Below are 14,876 nucleotides of genomic sequence, written 5' to 3'. Positions count from 1 at the left end.
ATTTCTATCCATTGTAGTCCGTGTCACGCGTGATGATGACCTTGTAGCTAGGGTAGGCGCTGCTAACTTGCGATAAAATTTCGCGGTAGAGTGCCGAGCTATCTGGTGCGTTAAAGTCTATGACGATATCAAACGTGATCGTATTTGTCTCTTTATTTATGTAAAATCCATGCATTTGCTTGATAAATTTATGCCCAAAAACTATCTTTTCGACATTTAGCCTTGTTGCGTTGTTCTCTTTATCAAATGCATAGATGCCAATGGTATCTAAAACAATGTTAAATTTCGCAAAAATTTCATTTTGTATGCGCCTAGTAAGCGCGTCTATCTGCGCGGCGTTCATGTCGTGCGCCACCTCTATATGCACGCTGCCTAGCTTCTTGTCTGGGCCGTAGTCGTTAAAGATAAGGTCATACGCTCCAAGCACGCCGTCAAACGAGCCTATGCACTCATAAATTTCCGAGCTCTCACTGCTAGGCATCCTTTCGCCTAAAATTTTATCTATCGCGTCACGTAAAATTTCAAGTGCCGCCTTGATAAGAAGTAGCGATATCGCCACGCCAAGATATGCCTCAAGGCTAACGCCAAAAAATACAAATACTAAAGCCGCCAAAAGCGTGCTAAGCGAGATTAGAGCGTCAAATTTCGCATCCAACCCGCTTGCTATGAGCGAGTCAGAATTTACCCTTTGTCCGACCCTTTGCGTGTAAAGACCAAGCGCAAATTTGACCACAATCAAAACGGCGATCAAAACAAGCGAGGTAGTGTCGTAGTTTGGGGTGCTTGGCGATATGATCTTTTTAGCCGACTCGACCACAGAGGTGCCGCCTGTATAAAGTATGATCACGCCTATAACGATAGCTGTTAGATACTCCACTCTGCCGTAGCCAAATGGGTGCTCTTTATCTGGCCTTTTTCCAGCTATTTTTATGCCAACGATGGTAATGACCGATGAGAGCGCGTCACTTAGGTTATTTACCGCGTCTAAGATGATAGCGATCGAGCCGCTAGCAAATCCAACTACCGCCTTTATAGCCGCTAAAATGGCATTTGTCACTATGCCTATAACACCTGTTTTTACAATGGTCTTATCTCGTGACGTGACCTGCTCTACTATCTCCAAATTTGCTCCTTAAACGATCTTTAACATCACCACGCTAAAGATGATGAGCGATAAAAACAAGGCCTTTTTAAAATTTATCTTCTCACCCTCAAAAACTACGCCAACCACGACCGCACCGATGGCTCCGATGCCTGTCCAGATCGCATACGCCACCGACATAGCGATAGTTTGCATCGCATAGCTAAGCAGCGTTAGAGAAAGGGCGAAATTTCCAAGCAAAAGGATGAAATTTGCCCACTTTTTTACGCCTGTGCTTTTTGAAAATTTCGTGATAAAAAAGACGCCAGAGACCTCGCAACATCCAGCTAGTAAAAGTGCCAAAAAGTGTATCATTGCTTCGCTCTTTTTAGCCCGAGTACGCCTAAAATTAGCGTCGCTATAAAAAATAGTCTAATGAAATTTGGCAAAGCCCCATTTGCTGCGTAGTCACTGATGATCTCAGCTATAACTATAAATATCGTGCCAAAGCCTACAAATACAGCGTAAGAGATGCTTATCGGGATATATTTTAAGGCCTTCATAAAAGAGATAAAGCTCACGCTCACAAGCGCGGTCGTGAGCAAAAACTCGCCTAAATTTGAAGCGTGTTTTAGCCCGTATGCCCAGCCACACTCGGCCACCGCGCCAAGTAATATCCATAAAAAACCTCTATTTGACAAACTACCTAAAACCCTTTTACTATCTCTAAAATTTTTCTCACCATGGCTTTTATCGCATCATTTTCTAAACTATCATCTGTGTTTTGTCCGGCTATCCCCTTTAAATTTCCAAAAAATCCAGGGTCAAACCTTAGCTCGCTAGAGCCATAATGTCTCAAAACTTCGCCATTTCTAATGACTTCTACCTCGTAAGTAAGGTAGATATTGCCCATCCTATCGCTTTTAGCAAAGGTCGATTCGCCCATAAATTCCCTGCGGTGAGTTACCTTTATCTTTAGCTCGTCGCTCGAGTTTTGATCAAGCAAATTTTCTTTTGTAAGCGCCTCAGTAATTTGCTTATTATATTTTTTCTCGATCATTTTTGGGCTTTGATAGAGAAATTTTGTTGGTTCGTGGCGCTGCACATGAGTGTAGCTAATGCCCTCAAATTTATACTTGCCAGCAAGTGGCACCTTTGGCTGAGATGAGCCACAACCTACTAAAAACAACACTCCTAAAAGTAGCGCTAAAATCCTTTTCATCTCTCTCCTTAGTTTAAAAATTTAAAATTTCCTCTATCTTTAGTGTGTCATTTACGACCTTTTCAAGCTCGTCTAAATTTAACATATTTGGCCCATCACATAGCGCTTCGCAAGGATTTACGTGCGTCTCATAGAAAAATCCATCCACCCCAACGCTAGCTGCTGCTCTTGCAAGATATGGCACAAATCTAGCATCGCCGCCACTTTTTTCGCCAAGTGCGCTTGGCATCTGCACGCTGTGGGTCGCGTCAAAAATGACTGGCGCAAATTCTCTCATCATCACTAAATTTCTCATATCAACGACTAAATTTCCATATCCAAAGGTGCTTCCACGCTCAGTTAGCCAGACGCCATTTGCCTTTGCCACCTCGTATCCATCGCCCTTTACGCCGCGCGTTTCAAGCACCTTTTTAACAGAGTGCTTCATAGCAGATGCTGCTAAAAACTGCCCTTTTTTGATATTTACGACCGCTTTTGTCTTTGCAGCTGCCACGAGCAGGTCAGTCTGACGGCACAAAAATGCAGGGATCTGCAGCACATCAGCCACTTCGCCAACTGGCTGCGCCTGATAGCTCTCATGGATATCGGTTAAAATTTTAAAGCCAAATTCTTTTTTCACCTGAGCTAAAATTTCACAACCCTTCTCTAACCCAGGGCCACGAAATGAGCTAATACTCGTGCGATTTGCCTTATCAAAGCTTGATTTAAAGTAAAAGTCAAGCTTTGGATTTTCATTAAATTTAACTAACCTTTTTGCCACTTCAAAAACAAGCTCCTTGCTCTCTATCACGCAAGGTCCAGCGATTAATATCATATTTTCTCCTTTATTTTTCTTTAACAACTAAAATTCCACTCACCACGACAAGCACGATACCTGCTAGTGCTAGGTGATTTGGCAACGCATCGCCCATAAAATAGCCAATAATAAGCGTAAAAATGACGTCTGCATAGCTAACAGCAGCGATCACACCAGCTTTTTTGCCAACCGCAAATGCCTTTGTCATAAACGCCTGAAAATAGTAGCCGCTAAGCCCCATTAGCAAGATAAATACGACGTTGTGCCAGCTTGGCATGGTAAATTTAGAAAATAAAAAATCTAGAGGCTCGTATGTAAAAAACTCCGCAAGCCCCATGCAAATAAGCGGCAAAAACGAGCCCCAAAGCATGAAGCTTAGCACGATGATATTTGTGCCGTAGCTCTTGTTTAGCTCCTTGACACTCGTGTAGGCAATAGCCGCTCCAAGACCGCTCCAAATGCCGATGATATCGGTTTTGTTTATACCTAAATTTGGCTGGATAACAAGCAAAATTCCGCCAAATCCCAAAAAGACAGCAAACCAGCCAAGCGAGCTTAGCCGCTCCTTAAACACGATAGCTGCGAGAATGGCTGTAAATATCGGGTTTGTCTTTTGAAAGGTAAAGGCTGTGGCTAAATTTACATGCGCGACGTTGTAAAAAAAGGCAAAAAGCGCCACCGTGCCCACAAAACCGCGAAACATAAGCAAGAAAAAGTGCCCGCCAGTTTGTTTAAATGGAAATTTATAGATGGCGTAGATGACGATGAAAAGTCCTATTAAATTTCTAAAAAAAACAACTTCGATAGAAGGCATATCTTTGCTCAGATACTTTGCAAATGCGCCAGTCACGGCAAACATAAAGCAAGCAAAGAGCATATAAAAAATGCCAAGATGTGAAATATAAAACCTTTTTAACATCGCAAAACCTCTAAATTTAAAGCACTCATTTTAATAAAAAATGGCTTAAATTTTGGTTGATTTTTTCTTTTATTTTGGCGCTTTTAAGCGTAATTTTATACTTTATATAAGAGAAAAATTTGTATAATCAGCCATCATAAAAAGGACAAAATTTGCAAAAAGTAATATTAGTAGGCAAGCCAAATGTCGGCAAAAGCTCACTTTTTAACCGCTTAGCAAGAAGACGCATCGCCATAACAAGCGACGTTAGCGGCACTACAAGAGATACAAATAAAGCTAAGATCGAAGTTGAGGGCAAAGAGTGTATATTAATCGACAGCGGCGGGCTTGATGATAGCAGCGAGCTTTTTAAAAACGTAAAAGCAAAGACCTTGGCAGAGGCTAGAAATTCAGACGTTATCCTATACATGGTCGATGGCAAGATGATGCCAGATGACGAAGATAGAGCCATTTTTTACGAGCTTAGCAAGCTAAATTTACCAATCGCTCTAGTTATAAATAAAATCGACAGCAAAAAAGACGAGCAAAGAGAGTGGGAATTTGTAAGTTTTGGCGCAAAAAACTCATTTGGCATTTCAGTAAGCCACAACACTGGCGTTGATGAGCTTAGCATCTGGCTAGCAAAGCACCTAGAAGAGAAAGTGCAGATAAAGGCCGATTTGATCGAAGATTTTGATGATTTTTTAGAAAACTATAACGACGAGGGCGAGCTAAGCGACGAGATAGACTACGAGAGCAAAAACATAAGAGTTGGCATCATAGGCCGCGTAAATGTCGGCAAAAGCTCACTACTAAATGCCCTTGTAAAAGAGAGCCGTGCCGTTGTTAGCGACGTCGCAGGCACTACGATCGACCCAGTCAATGAAATTTACGAACATGATGGCAGAGTTTTTGAATTTGTCGATACTGCTGGTATCAGAAAGCGCGGCAAGATCGAGGGCATCGAGAGATACGCGCTAAATAGAACTGAGAAAATTTTAGAAGAGACAGACGTGGCGCTACTAGTGCTAGATAGCTCTGAGCCGCTAACCGAGCTAGACGAGCGCATCGCTGGCATCGCCTCGAAATTTGAGCTTGGCGTCATCATCGTGCTAAACAAATGGGACAAAAGCAGCGAAGAATTTGACGAGCTTTGTAAAGAGATAAAAGATAGGTTTAAATTTCTCTCATATGCGCCGATCATCAGCGTTTCGGCACTTGGCGGCAAGAGAGTGCATAAAATTTACCCACTCATAGTTGAAATTTACAAAAACTACACCCAAAAAATTCAAACTTCAAAGCTAAACGAAGTGATCGGTGAAGCGACCAAAGCGCACCCACTGCCACGCGACAAAGGTAGGGTCGTGAAAATTTACTACGCAGTGCAGTTTAAAACCGCACCTATCATGATAGCGCTCATAATGAATCGCCCAAAATGCCTGCACTTTAGCTACAAACGCTACCTAACAAACAAGCTTAGAGAGAGCTTTAGCCTAGCTGGCGTGCCTATCGTGCTAATCCCTAAAAAACGTGGAGAGAGTGATGAAGACAAAGAACAATAATATCGTTTTGATAGGGTTTATGGGCGTTGGCAAGGGCACGACTGCAAGGGCGCTAAGCAAGGCGCTAAAGACGATGAACCTTGACTGCGACGACTTGCTAGAGAGCTCGCAAAACATGAAGATAAAGGCTATCTTTGATGAATTTGGCGAAGAGCATTTTAGGCAGCTTGAAAAGGATCTAGCCAAATTTTTAGCCACAAGTGTCAAAAATGCGATTATCTCGACAGGTGGGGGCTTTGCAAAGGTTAAAAATTTAAAGAAAATTGGTACCGTGATCTATCTAAAAGCAAGCTTTGATGCGATCATGCAAAGGCTAAAAAATAGCAAAAATAGCGAGAAAAAGATCGCTAAACGCCCGCTTTTAAGCGACCTAAAAAAGGCTGAGGCACTTCATCTGGAGCGAGAAAAGCTCTATGAGAAAAAGGCTGATTATATCGTTGAAGTGGAGGGCAAAACTCCAAAGCAGATCGTAAAAGAGATAAGGATACTTTTAAAAGTTTAGTTGCAAAGTGGCGATGGCTGCTTGCAACGATAAATTTCAAGATCAGGCTAGATGGATGTCTGACGTGGTGTTGGAATTTGACCTTTTTGGGTTAAATTTAACGTTTTGTAGTTAGAAATTTTGGCGAAGTTTTGAGATAAATTTTTGCTTATCTTTGTTTAGAACGATAAAGCGACAAATGTTGTGCAGTCAAATTTTAATCAAGACTAGGTATTTAGCCTGTCATGCTAAATTTTAAGATCAAGCTAGATACATAAAGTCTAACGTGATGTTAAAATTTAAACGTTTTGGCGAAGAGTTTTTTGTTTAGGCGAGGCAAAATTTTGTTTTTAAGTGTGGGCTAGAGCTAGCAAGCTAAATTTTAAGATCAAGCTAAACTAAAAAGTCTAACGTGATGTTAAAATTTAAACGTTTTGGCGAAGAGTTTTTTGTTTAGGCGAGACGAAATTTTGTTTTTTGCCGAGTCAAATTTTAAGATTAGATTAGACGCAAAGTCTGATGTAACGTTAAAAATTTAAAAAGCATTTGGCGAAGAATTTTGAGATGAATTTAAATGTTGTGCAGTTAAATTTTAATCAAGACTAGGCATTTAGCCTGTCGATGATTAAAATTTACAAACTCATTTAAAGGCGCTCAAAAAACGAAGCTAAAATTTGAAAGGATAAGATGAGAGTATTAACCGGCCTCCAACCCTCCGGCAAACTACACCTTGGCAACTATTTTGCCTCGATAAAGCAGATGGTTGATATGCAAGAGCAAAACGAGATGTTTATGTTTATAGCAAACTACCACGCGATGACCAGCCTTAGCGACGGCAAAGCGCTAAAGCAAAACACCTTTGACGCTGCGTGTGCCTTTTTGGCGCTTGGGATCGACCCAAACAAGAGCATTTTCTGGGTGCAAAGCGACGTCAAAGACGTGCTTGAGCTTTACTGGGTGCTAAGTCAGCATACGCCTATGGGGCTACTTGAGCGCGCGCACAGCTACAAAGACAAGGTCGCAAAGGGCATTAGCTCGCACCACGGACTCTTTAGCTATCCAGTTTTGATGGCGGCTGATATCTTGCTTTATAACGCGCAGGTCGTGCCTGTGGGCAAAGACCAGATCCAGCACGTAGAGATCGCGCGTGATATCGCGATCAAATTTAACAACGAACATGGCGAGATTTTTACATTGCCTGAAGCAAAGATCGATGAAAACGTCGCTACCGTGCCTGGCACAAACGGCGAAAAGATGAGCAAAAGCTACGGCAACACGATCGATATCTTCGCGGACGCCAAGACGCTTAAAAAGCAAATTTCAAGCATCGTGACTGATGGCACGCCACTTGAAGAGCCAAAGCAGTGGCAAAACTGCAACGTCTATAACATCGCAAAGCTTTTCTTAGATGAGAGCGGACAGCGCGACTTGCAAGCTAGATATGAGCGTGGTGGCGAGGGGCATGGGCACTTTAAAGCCTATCTAAACGAGCTTGTTTGGGACTATTTTAAAGATGCAAGAGAGAAATTTGAGCACTATCAAAACAACCCTGATGAGGTGGCTAAAATTTTAGATCTAGGCGCTAAAAAAGCCCAAAATGTAGCTCACACAACGATAAAAAAAGTGCGTGAAGCGGTTGGAATTTACAAATAAGGAAAAATATGCAAAATTTATATCCCTACGCGCAGATAATTCACCTTTTTTGTGCGATCATTTTTGTTGGTTATCTATTTTTTGATGTGATCATATTAAGAGCGGCGAGCAAAAAGATGCCGCCAGAGCTTGCTCAAAAGGCAAAGCAAGCCATCGGCTCAGTAGCTGTTAAAATCATGCCTATTTGCGTGCTACTTTTAGTTTTAACTGGTGGCATGATGATGAGTAGCTTAGTCGGTAGCAAGGCTGGAGGTTACTTTGAGACAAATTTACAGATCGCTTTTATGATCAAATTTTGCTTAGCGATGGTGATCGTGGCTGCGGTGATAGTAAATTTAAGCTGCAAATTTATATTTAAGCGCCCTAGCCCACTTGGCAACATCCACCCTATCGCACTTACGATTGCGGTGGCGATCGTTTTGCTTGCAAAAGTTATGTTTATGGTTTAAGGATAGGATAAGGAGAGGATAATGATAAATTTAAAACTACTTGAGACAAACTACGATGAATTCGTAAAAAAACTAGAGGGCAAAAACGTTAAAGCTAGCTTGCTAGACGAGCTTTTGCACACTTTTAACGAGCTAAAGCAAAAGCGCAAAGCACTTGAAAATTTCCAAGCGATCCAAAACGCAAAGAGCAAGGAGCTTGGCGTAAAAGCAAGAGCTGGTGAAGATGTGAGCGAGCTTAAAAACGAGCTAAATTTAAACAAAGCTGCCCTTGCTGACGCTGATGAGATCGTTAAACAATACGAAGAAAAGCTTGAGCAAATTTCATTTAGCGTGCCAAATATCACCGACGATGATGTGCCATTTGGCAAGGACGAGGACGATAATGTCTGCATAAAAACGGTGCTTGAGCCAACTAAATTTGACTTTACGCCAAAGGAGCACTGGGAGCTAGGCGAGAGCCTTGGCTGGCTTGACTTTGAAAGAGGTGCAAAGCTCTCAGGATCTCGCTTTACCGTGCTTCGTGGCATGGGAGCAAGGCTTAGTAGAGCGCTTGTTAATTACATGATCGACTTTAACAGCGTGCGTGGCTTTGAGCTTGTAAATGTCCCTTATCTAGTAAGCTCAAACACACTTTTTGGCACAGGTCAGCTGCCTAAATTTGAAGAGGATCTTTACAAGGTGCGCGACGAGGACCTCTACCTCATCCCAACTAGCGAAGTGCCTGTGACAAATTTATACAATGACACGATCATTGAGGCCGAGCAGCTACCTATAAAGATGACTTGCTACTCAGCATGCTTCCGCCAAGAGGCAGGCTCAGCAGGCCGTGACACTAGAGGTATGATCCGCCAGCACCAGTTTGAAAAGGTCGAGCTTGTAAGCATTACAAAGCCTGATCAAAGCGAGGGCGTGCTTGCTGAGATGATATCTTGCGCGAGTGACTTGCTAACTAGCCTTGGTTTGCCTCACCGCCACATGCTTCTTTGCAGCGGCGATCTAGGCTTTAGCGCGGCAAAGACAGTGGATCTTGAGGTTTGGCTACCAGGTCAAGGCAAATACCGCGAGATAAGCTCTATCTCTAATACTCGTGACTTTCAAGCAAGAAGAGCGAAAATTCGCTTTAAGGATGGCAAGAAAAATATGCTTGTAAATACCCTAAATGGCTCAAGTCTGGCAGTTGGCAGGACGCTAATAGCGATAATGGAGAACTACCAAAAGGCTGATGGCACTATCGAAATTCCAGAAGTTCTTAAAAGGTATATGTAGTGGCTGATGACGAGGTTGTAGTTCTAAAACCACCTGGCGAGCAAGCAGAGCAAGCGCCTGAAGAGGCAAAAGCCGAGGCACCTGAAGAGATCGTCTCGCTTGAGAGCATAGCAAGTGATGGCGTGCTGCAAGATGAGAGCATCCCAGAGCCGATACCTGTAAAAAAGAGCAAGAAAAAGCTCTTTATCATCATCGGTGCGGCTGCTTTGGTGCTTGTCATCTTGATAGTTGTTTTGTTAATCGTCTTGCTAAAAAAAGATAAAAAAGAGGAGATAGACACTACAGCTATCGTAAAAAATATAGAAAACAACTACCAAACGCAAAATTTTGGCGCTTCAAAGATCGATGAGATGATAAACAAGGCTAACCAGCTCTATGAGCGTGGCAATAAATTTGAAGCGTTAAAAATTTATGAAAACATAGCTGTTTATAACCAGTCACTTTCAAACTACAACCTCGGCGTTTCGCAGATGAAACAAGAAAAATGCGACGAGGCGATCATCTCGTTTAACAAAGCGATAACCGACCGCGAAAACACCGCAGTTAGCGCCATAAACGCCGCTGTTTGCTCACTTGAGCTAAATAACACCAAAAATTTCAACTACTACATAGGGCTTGCAGACTCATTTTTGCAGTATGAAAACAGCTCGCCACTTTACAGCTACTACTATGCGCTAGTTAATTATTACAAGGGTAATTATTATGAGGCATTGCAAGCTCTCTCGCACCCTAGCACAGAGGACTACAAGGGCGAGTACGCCTACTTGAGCGCCAAAATTTTATCGCTTCTTGGCGATGATGAGAGAGCCATAGCTAAGCTTGAAGGGCAAAAGGCCTTTAAGGCTGACTTTACACTAGCGCAACTCTACGCAAGACTTGGCAAATACGACAAGGCAAGGGACTATCTAACAAAGGCTTCTAAAAATACGCCAAATATCGATCTTATCAAGATGACTGAGGCACTAATTGATCTAAAAACGGCTGATTATGGCGATGCGGCGGCATTTATCAAAGACGTTTATGACTACAACGCCTCGATGCCAAGTAAAATTTACAAGATAAAGACCATCCTAAAGCCAGATCTTTTTGATGTTAGCCTAGCTCAGGCGCACTTTAGCGACGATATGTTTTTTGATAGAACAAGACGCTATGAGACGCTATTTTATTTTGCGCCGTATAAGGTTTTTGACGCGAAACAGAGCATCGAGCAGATAAGAAAAGGTGGTGTTAGCGTCTTTTTAGATGACACCTCAGCGGCAAATGACTACCTTAGCCAAAGTGCCGCCGCCTCAAAGGTCAATGCCAAACTTAGCGAAGCCATCGCAAAGGCACTTAACTACCGCTTAAAAGAGGCAAACAAGGACTTTGAAGAGCTAGCCAAAGCCTATCCAAACCACTCGATCTTGCAGTATAACCTAGCTCTTAGCTACGCTCAGCTTGGAAATTTTAGCCTTGCTGCAAAGCACTTTATAGCAAGCTACCATCAAGATGTAAATAACCACCTCTCTGGCATCTTTGGGGCTATCTGCATGGATATAAATAGAAATTTAAATCCAAAACTAGTTGAAGAGATCGGTGAAAATTTAGAAAACGACAAGAGCCTAAAGCCTGTGAATTTATACGCCTCACTTTTAAGCCTAGTTAGCGGCAACCAAAGTGCGATGATAAGGTGGCTTGAAGAGCCAAAAGAGCCTACAACATTAAATTTAGCCTTTGATATCATCATCGCTAAAATTTCAAACAACGATGAGCTAATGTCAAAAAAGGCTGATGAGCTGGTTAAAATTTTACCAAATGATATCATCGCAAATATCTTAAATTTCATCTCTAAGAACAAAGATCAAAACGTCAAAGAGTATGCAAAAGCGATACAAATTTACTTCATCGATAAAAATCTCGACTCAAATGCCTTCTACCACGGCGCTGACATCATCAAAAAGCAATACATCAAGCTACTTCAGATCTCAGGCCTGCTAACAAGGGAGCGCGACAAACTAAGAGCCCAGCTAAAGAGCGCGCCAAAAAATATAAATTTGATCCAAACTCTAGCCTACGTGGATATCTTTACAAACGACTTTGATGAGAGCTATAAGCTTTATAATGATGTCATAGACGAGTTTAAGATAAATGACGCTGGAACGCTATTTTTAGCCTCTGTGGCTGCCACTGGAGCGAATAAAATAACAAATGCGATCGCACTTTTGGAGCTTACAAAGCTAAATGATCCAAGTGCTGTCGAAAACAGAGCCGCCCTTGGCTTTATGTATCAGCAAATCGATAACATAAAAGCAGCTCTTATACAATACAGCAAAGTTGGAAACGTAGGATATAACAACGAATTTTATGATTTTATGATAGATAACTAGAAAATTTAAAGCTAGGTCTTTAAAAGCCTAGCTTTAGATAAAAACAGCTCTAAATTTAAATATTAGTAACTTCAAGCCTTATCTGATCTGATACTTCACTAAATTTATAAAGCAAATCACCGCACTTATACTCTATGCATTTTTCATTGATCTCATCTTTTTTATCTTTTTTAGACAAAATTTTCTTCATCACAATAGGAAGCTCTCTTTGCAAAAGCAGTTTATAAGACATACCCATGCCGTGAGTTAGAGACTTTATAAATTTACCATCAACCTCGCTCTCATCTTTTATCATGTGAAGCGTCGCGTCAAAATTTAGCTTCTTAAGAGCCTCATAAAGCTCGGTTTTATCCTTTGCTGAAGCTACTTCTGTATCATTAATGCAGTGATAGCTCACGTAAATTGGCTTTTTATAGCTGCTTTGAACATTTAAATGATCTAAATTTAAGATATTTCTTATCTCTTCTCTTGCATCACTAAAATAATATGGTGATTTATCATTAAGAGTCCAATAAGTTTTATCGCAGAAGTAAAGATTTAAATTTTCATATAAATTTCCAGTGCCACAGCCAAAAAACCTAGTAAAATCAATCTCCTTGCCAAAACCAATAAGTTTCCATAAAAATATAGCGTAAGAGCTATTATCTATCACCCCATCAACTAGCCATGGAGCTATCTTAGCGCACATATGTGCCAAGTATCCACCATGTGAGCTGCCTACCATTATCACTGGTAGATGCTCAAATTTGGCATTATTTATATATTTTTTTGTATAAAGCACGGCATTTAGCACGTCCATTGCTTGCATAACGCCAAAATTTTGGTATTCGTTTTTTGTTGGCAACATAGTCATACTGATATCTAAACTAAAATCGTCTGGCAAGACCCCGCTCTCTTTTCTAATAGTGATCTCCTCGTTAAGACTTTTAAGTAAAACGCAGGTTTTATCATAGTTATCAACTATTTTTAAATCAATAGGTAAAGTTATACCAATCTTTGCCAATTCTCTTATTAGTATCGCGCGATCTATATCATCAAGCCCAAATTTCGCCCCAAGCTGTGGGCGGTTGCCTATACAGTGATAATCCACACTAATACACGCCACATCATAGTTCTCTACCATGCTTCGCATGAGATGGGTTCTATAGCCAGAGTCAGAGTCCTCTCCAAAACCAGAGATGATAACTAAAAGAGCTTTTGCCTCTTTAACATCGTCAAAACAGGCATAAAAGGACAAAGCAGAGCCTCTTTTTATACCAAGCTCCACATCATCACAAGATAAAATTTCGTAGCTTCCATCAACTAGCATCTTAACTCCTTTTAAATTTTGCTAAATTTCTCTACCTTTGTGAGACGTTATAAAAAAAGCTAACGATCTGTTTTGCTAGGCGCTCTTTGAAAAATGGCCAGATATAGCTTGGCGAATAGACATTACCAGCTTGCATGAGCGAGATATTTGTCGCTTTCTCACCGCCATCTTTTGGGCGCACTAGCACGCTTACTTGCATGTAGTAAGCATAGCTGTTTGTGCTAAAGTCATCATCGTCATCATAATCAAACGGGAAAAACATCGAGTAGCCAAAGCCAAAACTTGGTCTGCCAAATCCATATCCCATGCCCATTGAAAATCTAGGATCTCTTTTGGTTGTCCTAGAAAAGCTTTGCACGTCGCCAAGGATGATGAAGTCGGCATTTTTGATATTTGGCTCATTTCTAAAGCCAGCCTTTGCAAATTCGCTTAAAATTTCAGCATTTACATCTTGTCCGGTCGCGCTATTTTTAAAATTTACATAGACGCTTTTGTTTGCTTCACTAAGCGTAAAAAAGATCGGATCGCTCGTTTTTACCGAGATATTTGGCGTGCTGCTAGCACATCCGACAAAAAACACCGCTAGGACAAATAAAAAGAAATTCCTCATCTTCACTCCTATAAGAGCGATCTTATAGCACCTTCAAGCACACTTTTTGGTGTAAGACCGATAAATTTTGATCGCATCTTACCATCTTTATCAAAAAAATAGATAACAGGCACGCCCATAACGCCACCAACTGCCTTGCTGAAGTAATCCACCGAGACCTTGTCGCTTGTAGTTTTAAAGGTGATATTGTGCTCTTTTAAGATTTCGATATCTTTATCAAAGCCCTTGCTAGGTCCTAAAATGCCAATAAACTGAACCTCTTTGCCATACTCTTTTTCAAGCGCGTTTAGATCAGGGATCGCAGCCTTGCAAACTCCGCAGTCCGTGCCAAAGAAAAAGAGCATATATGGCTTATCGCCAATCTTTAGGCGCTTCTCGGTTGGGAAAAACTGCGTATCGATGCCACTTGAGTCATTTAGCGTGATGTGGTGCTTCTCATACTGCTTGACGCAGCCCAAAATAAGGGCTGAGACTAGGCATAAAAGTAAAATTTTATATCGCATTTGGCACCTTTGGATTTTCGATAGTGCGGATCTTCTCTAGTTTGCCGTGTCTTAGATAGACGATCTTATCGCCATACTCGCCTAGATCTGGGTTGTGCGTGACTAGAAGTATCGTCTTGCCCTCTTTTCTTAGCTTGCAAAAAAGATCAAGTATGATCCTCTCATTTGCCTCGTCAAGGTTACCAGTTGGCTCATCTGCTATTAAAATTTCAGGGTCGTTTATGAGCGAGCGCGCGATACAAAGGCGTTGTTGCTCGCCACCACTTAGCTGACTTGGTCTGTGCGTTAGCCTGTGAGAGAGGCCAACTGCCTCAAGTGCCTTTTTAGCGTCTTCTTCATCAACTGAGCTGTGATAATACTGCGCTATCATCACGTTTTCAAGAGCGCTAAGATATGGCACTAGGTGAAACTGTTGAAAGACAAGCCCGATCTTTTCACGTCTAAATTTAAGCGTATCATCTGCATTTAGGTTGCTCGCATCATCGCCGCCAAGCATATAAACGCCACTACTTGGAGTATCCATTAGAGAAAGGATATTTACAAGCGTACTCTTACCACTACCGCTTGGTCCCATGACGCTGACCCACTCGCCCTTTTTAACCTCAAAACTTATATCATCAAGTGCTTTTACATCGCCAAAAATTTTACAAATATTTTTAAGTTCTAGTGCATTTTGCATA

The 14,876-nt window shown here is 41.5% G+C and carries 16 protein-coding genes; 6 read left to right on the top strand and 10 right to left on the bottom strand.

All coding sequences use genetic code 11. The features are described 5' to 3' along the window. Window positions 1-4 precede the first annotated feature (4 nt). Genes MTT09_RS02040 through MTT09_RS02015 form a run of 6 tightly spaced genes read right to left on the bottom strand, consistent with a single transcriptional unit; the run spans window position 5 to window position 4,018 of the window. Window positions 5-1,123, bottom strand: a complete 1,119-nt coding sequence (locus tag MTT09_RS02040) for a cation diffusion facilitator family transporter (protein WP_429802267.1) — start codon at window positions 1,121-1,123, stop codon at window positions 5-7. A 9-nt stretch (window positions 1,124-1,132) separates the two neighbouring features. Further along, window positions 1,133-1,456 (bottom strand): DMT family transporter, encoded by a 324-nt coding sequence (locus tag MTT09_RS02035; protein WP_429802265.1) that lies wholly within the window; start codon window positions 1,454-1,456, stop codon window positions 1,133-1,135. Next, window positions 1,453-1,782 (bottom strand): DMT family transporter, encoded by a 330-nt coding sequence (locus tag MTT09_RS02030; protein WP_429802263.1) that lies wholly within the window; start codon window positions 1,780-1,782, stop codon window positions 1,453-1,455. The genes MTT09_RS02035 and MTT09_RS02030 overlap by 4 nt, the downstream gene beginning before the upstream one ends. A gap of 5 nt (window positions 1,783-1,787) precedes the next feature. After that, the gene (locus MTT09_RS02025) at window positions 1,788-2,303 is read right to left on the bottom strand and encodes a hypothetical protein (protein ID WP_429802261.1); all 516 of its coding nucleotides are present in this window, start codon (window positions 2,301-2,303) and stop codon (window positions 1,788-1,790) included. A 13-nt stretch (window positions 2,304-2,316) separates the two neighbouring features. After that, on the bottom strand, window positions 2,317-3,117 hold the full coding sequence (kdsA, locus tag MTT09_RS02020) for a 3-deoxy-8-phosphooctulonate synthase (protein ID WP_429802259.1): 801 nt from the start codon (window positions 3,115-3,117) through the stop codon (window positions 2,317-2,319). A 10-nt stretch (window positions 3,118-3,127) separates the two neighbouring features. Beyond that, window positions 3,128-4,018: a DMT family transporter gene (locus tag MTT09_RS02015; RefSeq protein ID WP_103566835.1), complete on the bottom strand. Its 891-nt coding sequence runs from the start codon at window positions 4,016-4,018 to the stop codon at window positions 3,128-3,130. Between the two features lie 152 nt (window positions 4,019-4,170). On the opposite strand from MTT09_RS02015, the gene der reads away from it, so the two are divergent. From der to MTT09_RS01985, 6 genes are all read left to right on the top strand, one after another. Continuing rightward, window positions 4,171-5,559 carry a ribosome biogenesis GTPase Der gene (gene der / locus MTT09_RS02010; protein WP_429802257.1) on the top strand — a complete coding sequence of 463 codons (1,389 nt, stop codon included), beginning with the start codon at window positions 4,171-4,173 and terminating at the stop codon, window positions 5,557-5,559. Continuing rightward, window positions 5,540-6,061 (top strand): shikimate kinase, encoded by a 522-nt coding sequence (locus tag MTT09_RS02005; RefSeq protein ID WP_429802255.1) that lies wholly within the window; start codon window positions 5,540-5,542, stop codon window positions 6,059-6,061. The genes der and MTT09_RS02005 overlap by 20 nt, the downstream gene beginning before the upstream one ends. Before the next feature lie 666 nt (window positions 6,062-6,727). Then, window positions 6,728-7,693: a tryptophan--tRNA ligase gene (gene trpS / locus MTT09_RS02000; RefSeq protein WP_429802254.1), complete on the top strand. Its 966-nt coding sequence runs from the start codon at window positions 6,728-6,730 to the stop codon at window positions 7,691-7,693. An 8-nt stretch (window positions 7,694-7,701) separates the two neighbouring features. Then, a complete protein-coding gene (locus MTT09_RS01995) occupies window positions 7,702-8,142 on the top strand; it encodes a copper resistance protein CopD (protein ID WP_429802253.1) in 441 nt (146 codons plus the stop codon). Between the two features lie 21 nt (window positions 8,143-8,163). After that, window positions 8,164-9,408 carry a serine--tRNA ligase gene (gene serS, locus MTT09_RS01990; protein WP_429802251.1) on the top strand — a complete coding sequence of 415 codons (1,245 nt, stop codon included), beginning with the start codon at window positions 8,164-8,166 and terminating at the stop codon, window positions 9,406-9,408. Beyond that, window positions 9,408-11,774 carry a tetratricopeptide repeat protein gene (locus tag MTT09_RS01985; RefSeq protein WP_429802249.1) on the top strand — a complete coding sequence of 789 codons (2,367 nt, stop codon included), beginning with the start codon at window positions 9,408-9,410 and terminating at the stop codon, window positions 11,772-11,774. The genes serS and MTT09_RS01985 overlap by 1 nt, the downstream gene beginning before the upstream one ends. A gap of 55 nt (window positions 11,775-11,829) precedes the next feature. On the opposite strand, the gene MTT09_RS01980 is transcribed toward MTT09_RS01985, so the two are convergent. The 4 genes from MTT09_RS01980 to MTT09_RS01965 are packed head-to-tail and all read right to left on the bottom strand — an operon-like array spanning window position 11,830 to window position 14,875. Then, window positions 11,830-13,083 (bottom strand): DUF2920 family protein, encoded by a 1,254-nt coding sequence (locus tag MTT09_RS01980; RefSeq protein WP_429802247.1) that lies wholly within the window; start codon window positions 13,081-13,083, stop codon window positions 11,830-11,832. A 31-nt stretch (window positions 13,084-13,114) separates the two neighbouring features. Next, a complete protein-coding gene (locus MTT09_RS01975) occupies window positions 13,115-13,693 on the bottom strand; it encodes a hypothetical protein (RefSeq protein ID WP_429802245.1) in 579 nt (192 codons plus the stop codon). A gap of 8 nt (window positions 13,694-13,701) precedes the next feature. Continuing rightward, window positions 13,702-14,196 (bottom strand): TlpA family protein disulfide reductase, encoded by a 495-nt coding sequence (locus MTT09_RS01970; RefSeq protein ID WP_149705297.1) that lies wholly within the window; start codon window positions 14,194-14,196, stop codon window positions 13,702-13,704. Beyond that, window positions 14,186-14,875: an ABC transporter ATP-binding protein gene (locus MTT09_RS01965; protein ID WP_004317741.1), complete on the bottom strand. Its 690-nt coding sequence runs from the start codon at window positions 14,873-14,875 to the stop codon at window positions 14,186-14,188. Before MTT09_RS01965 ends, MTT09_RS01970 begins: the two co-directional genes overlap by 11 nt. Window position 14,876: the final 1 nt, after the last annotated feature.

This window comes from Campylobacter concisus, assembly GCF_050447505.1.
In the GTDB taxonomy this organism is placed as follows: domain Bacteria; phylum Campylobacterota; class Campylobacteria; order Campylobacterales; family Campylobacteraceae; genus Campylobacter_A; species Campylobacter_A concisus_BP.
This window is presented reverse-complemented; position numbering and strand designations above follow the sequence as displayed.

What these genes read in the sequence shown, in the direction of transcription:
- MTT09_RS01995 (WP_429802253.1), top strand. Translation starts at nt 7,702, where the DNA reads ATGCAAAATTTATATCCCTACGCGCAGATAATTCACCTTTTTTGTGCG.
- MTT09_RS02025 (WP_429802261.1), bottom strand. Translation starts at nt 2,303, where the DNA reads ATGAAAAGGATTTTAGCGCTACTTTTAGGAGTGTTGTTTTTAGTAGGT.
- MTT09_RS02035 (WP_429802265.1), bottom strand. Translation starts at nt 1,456, where the DNA reads ATGATACACTTTTTGGCACTTTTACTAGCTGGATGTTGCGAGGTCTCT.
- MTT09_RS02015 (WP_103566835.1), bottom strand. Translation starts at nt 4,018, where the DNA reads ATGTTAAAAAGGTTTTATATTTCACATCTTGGCATTTTTTATATGCTC.
- serS (WP_429802251.1), top strand. Translation starts at nt 8,164, where the DNA reads ATGATAAATTTAAAACTACTTGAGACAAACTACGATGAATTCGTAAAA.
- kdsA (WP_429802259.1), bottom strand. Translation starts at nt 3,117, where the DNA reads ATGATATTAATCGCTGGACCTTGCGTGATAGAGAGCAAGGAGCTTGTT.
- MTT09_RS01970 (WP_149705297.1), bottom strand. Translation starts at nt 14,196, where the DNA reads ATGCGATATAAAATTTTACTTTTATGCCTAGTCTCAGCCCTTATTTTG.
- trpS (WP_429802254.1), top strand. Translation starts at nt 6,728, where the DNA reads ATGAGAGTATTAACCGGCCTCCAACCCTCCGGCAAACTACACCTTGGC.
- MTT09_RS01975 (WP_429802245.1), bottom strand. Translation starts at nt 13,693, where the DNA reads ATGAGGAATTTCTTTTTATTTGTCCTAGCGGTGTTTTTTGTCGGATGT.
- MTT09_RS01980 (WP_429802247.1), bottom strand. Translation starts at nt 13,083, where the DNA reads ATGCTAGTTGATGGAAGCTACGAAATTTTATCTTGTGATGATGTGGAG.
- MTT09_RS01965 (WP_004317741.1), bottom strand. Translation starts at nt 14,875, where the DNA reads ATGCAAAATGCACTAGAACTTAAAAATATTTGTAAAATTTTTGGCGAT.
- MTT09_RS02005 (WP_429802255.1), top strand. Translation starts at nt 5,540, where the DNA reads ATGAAGACAAAGAACAATAATATCGTTTTGATAGGGTTTATGGGCGTT.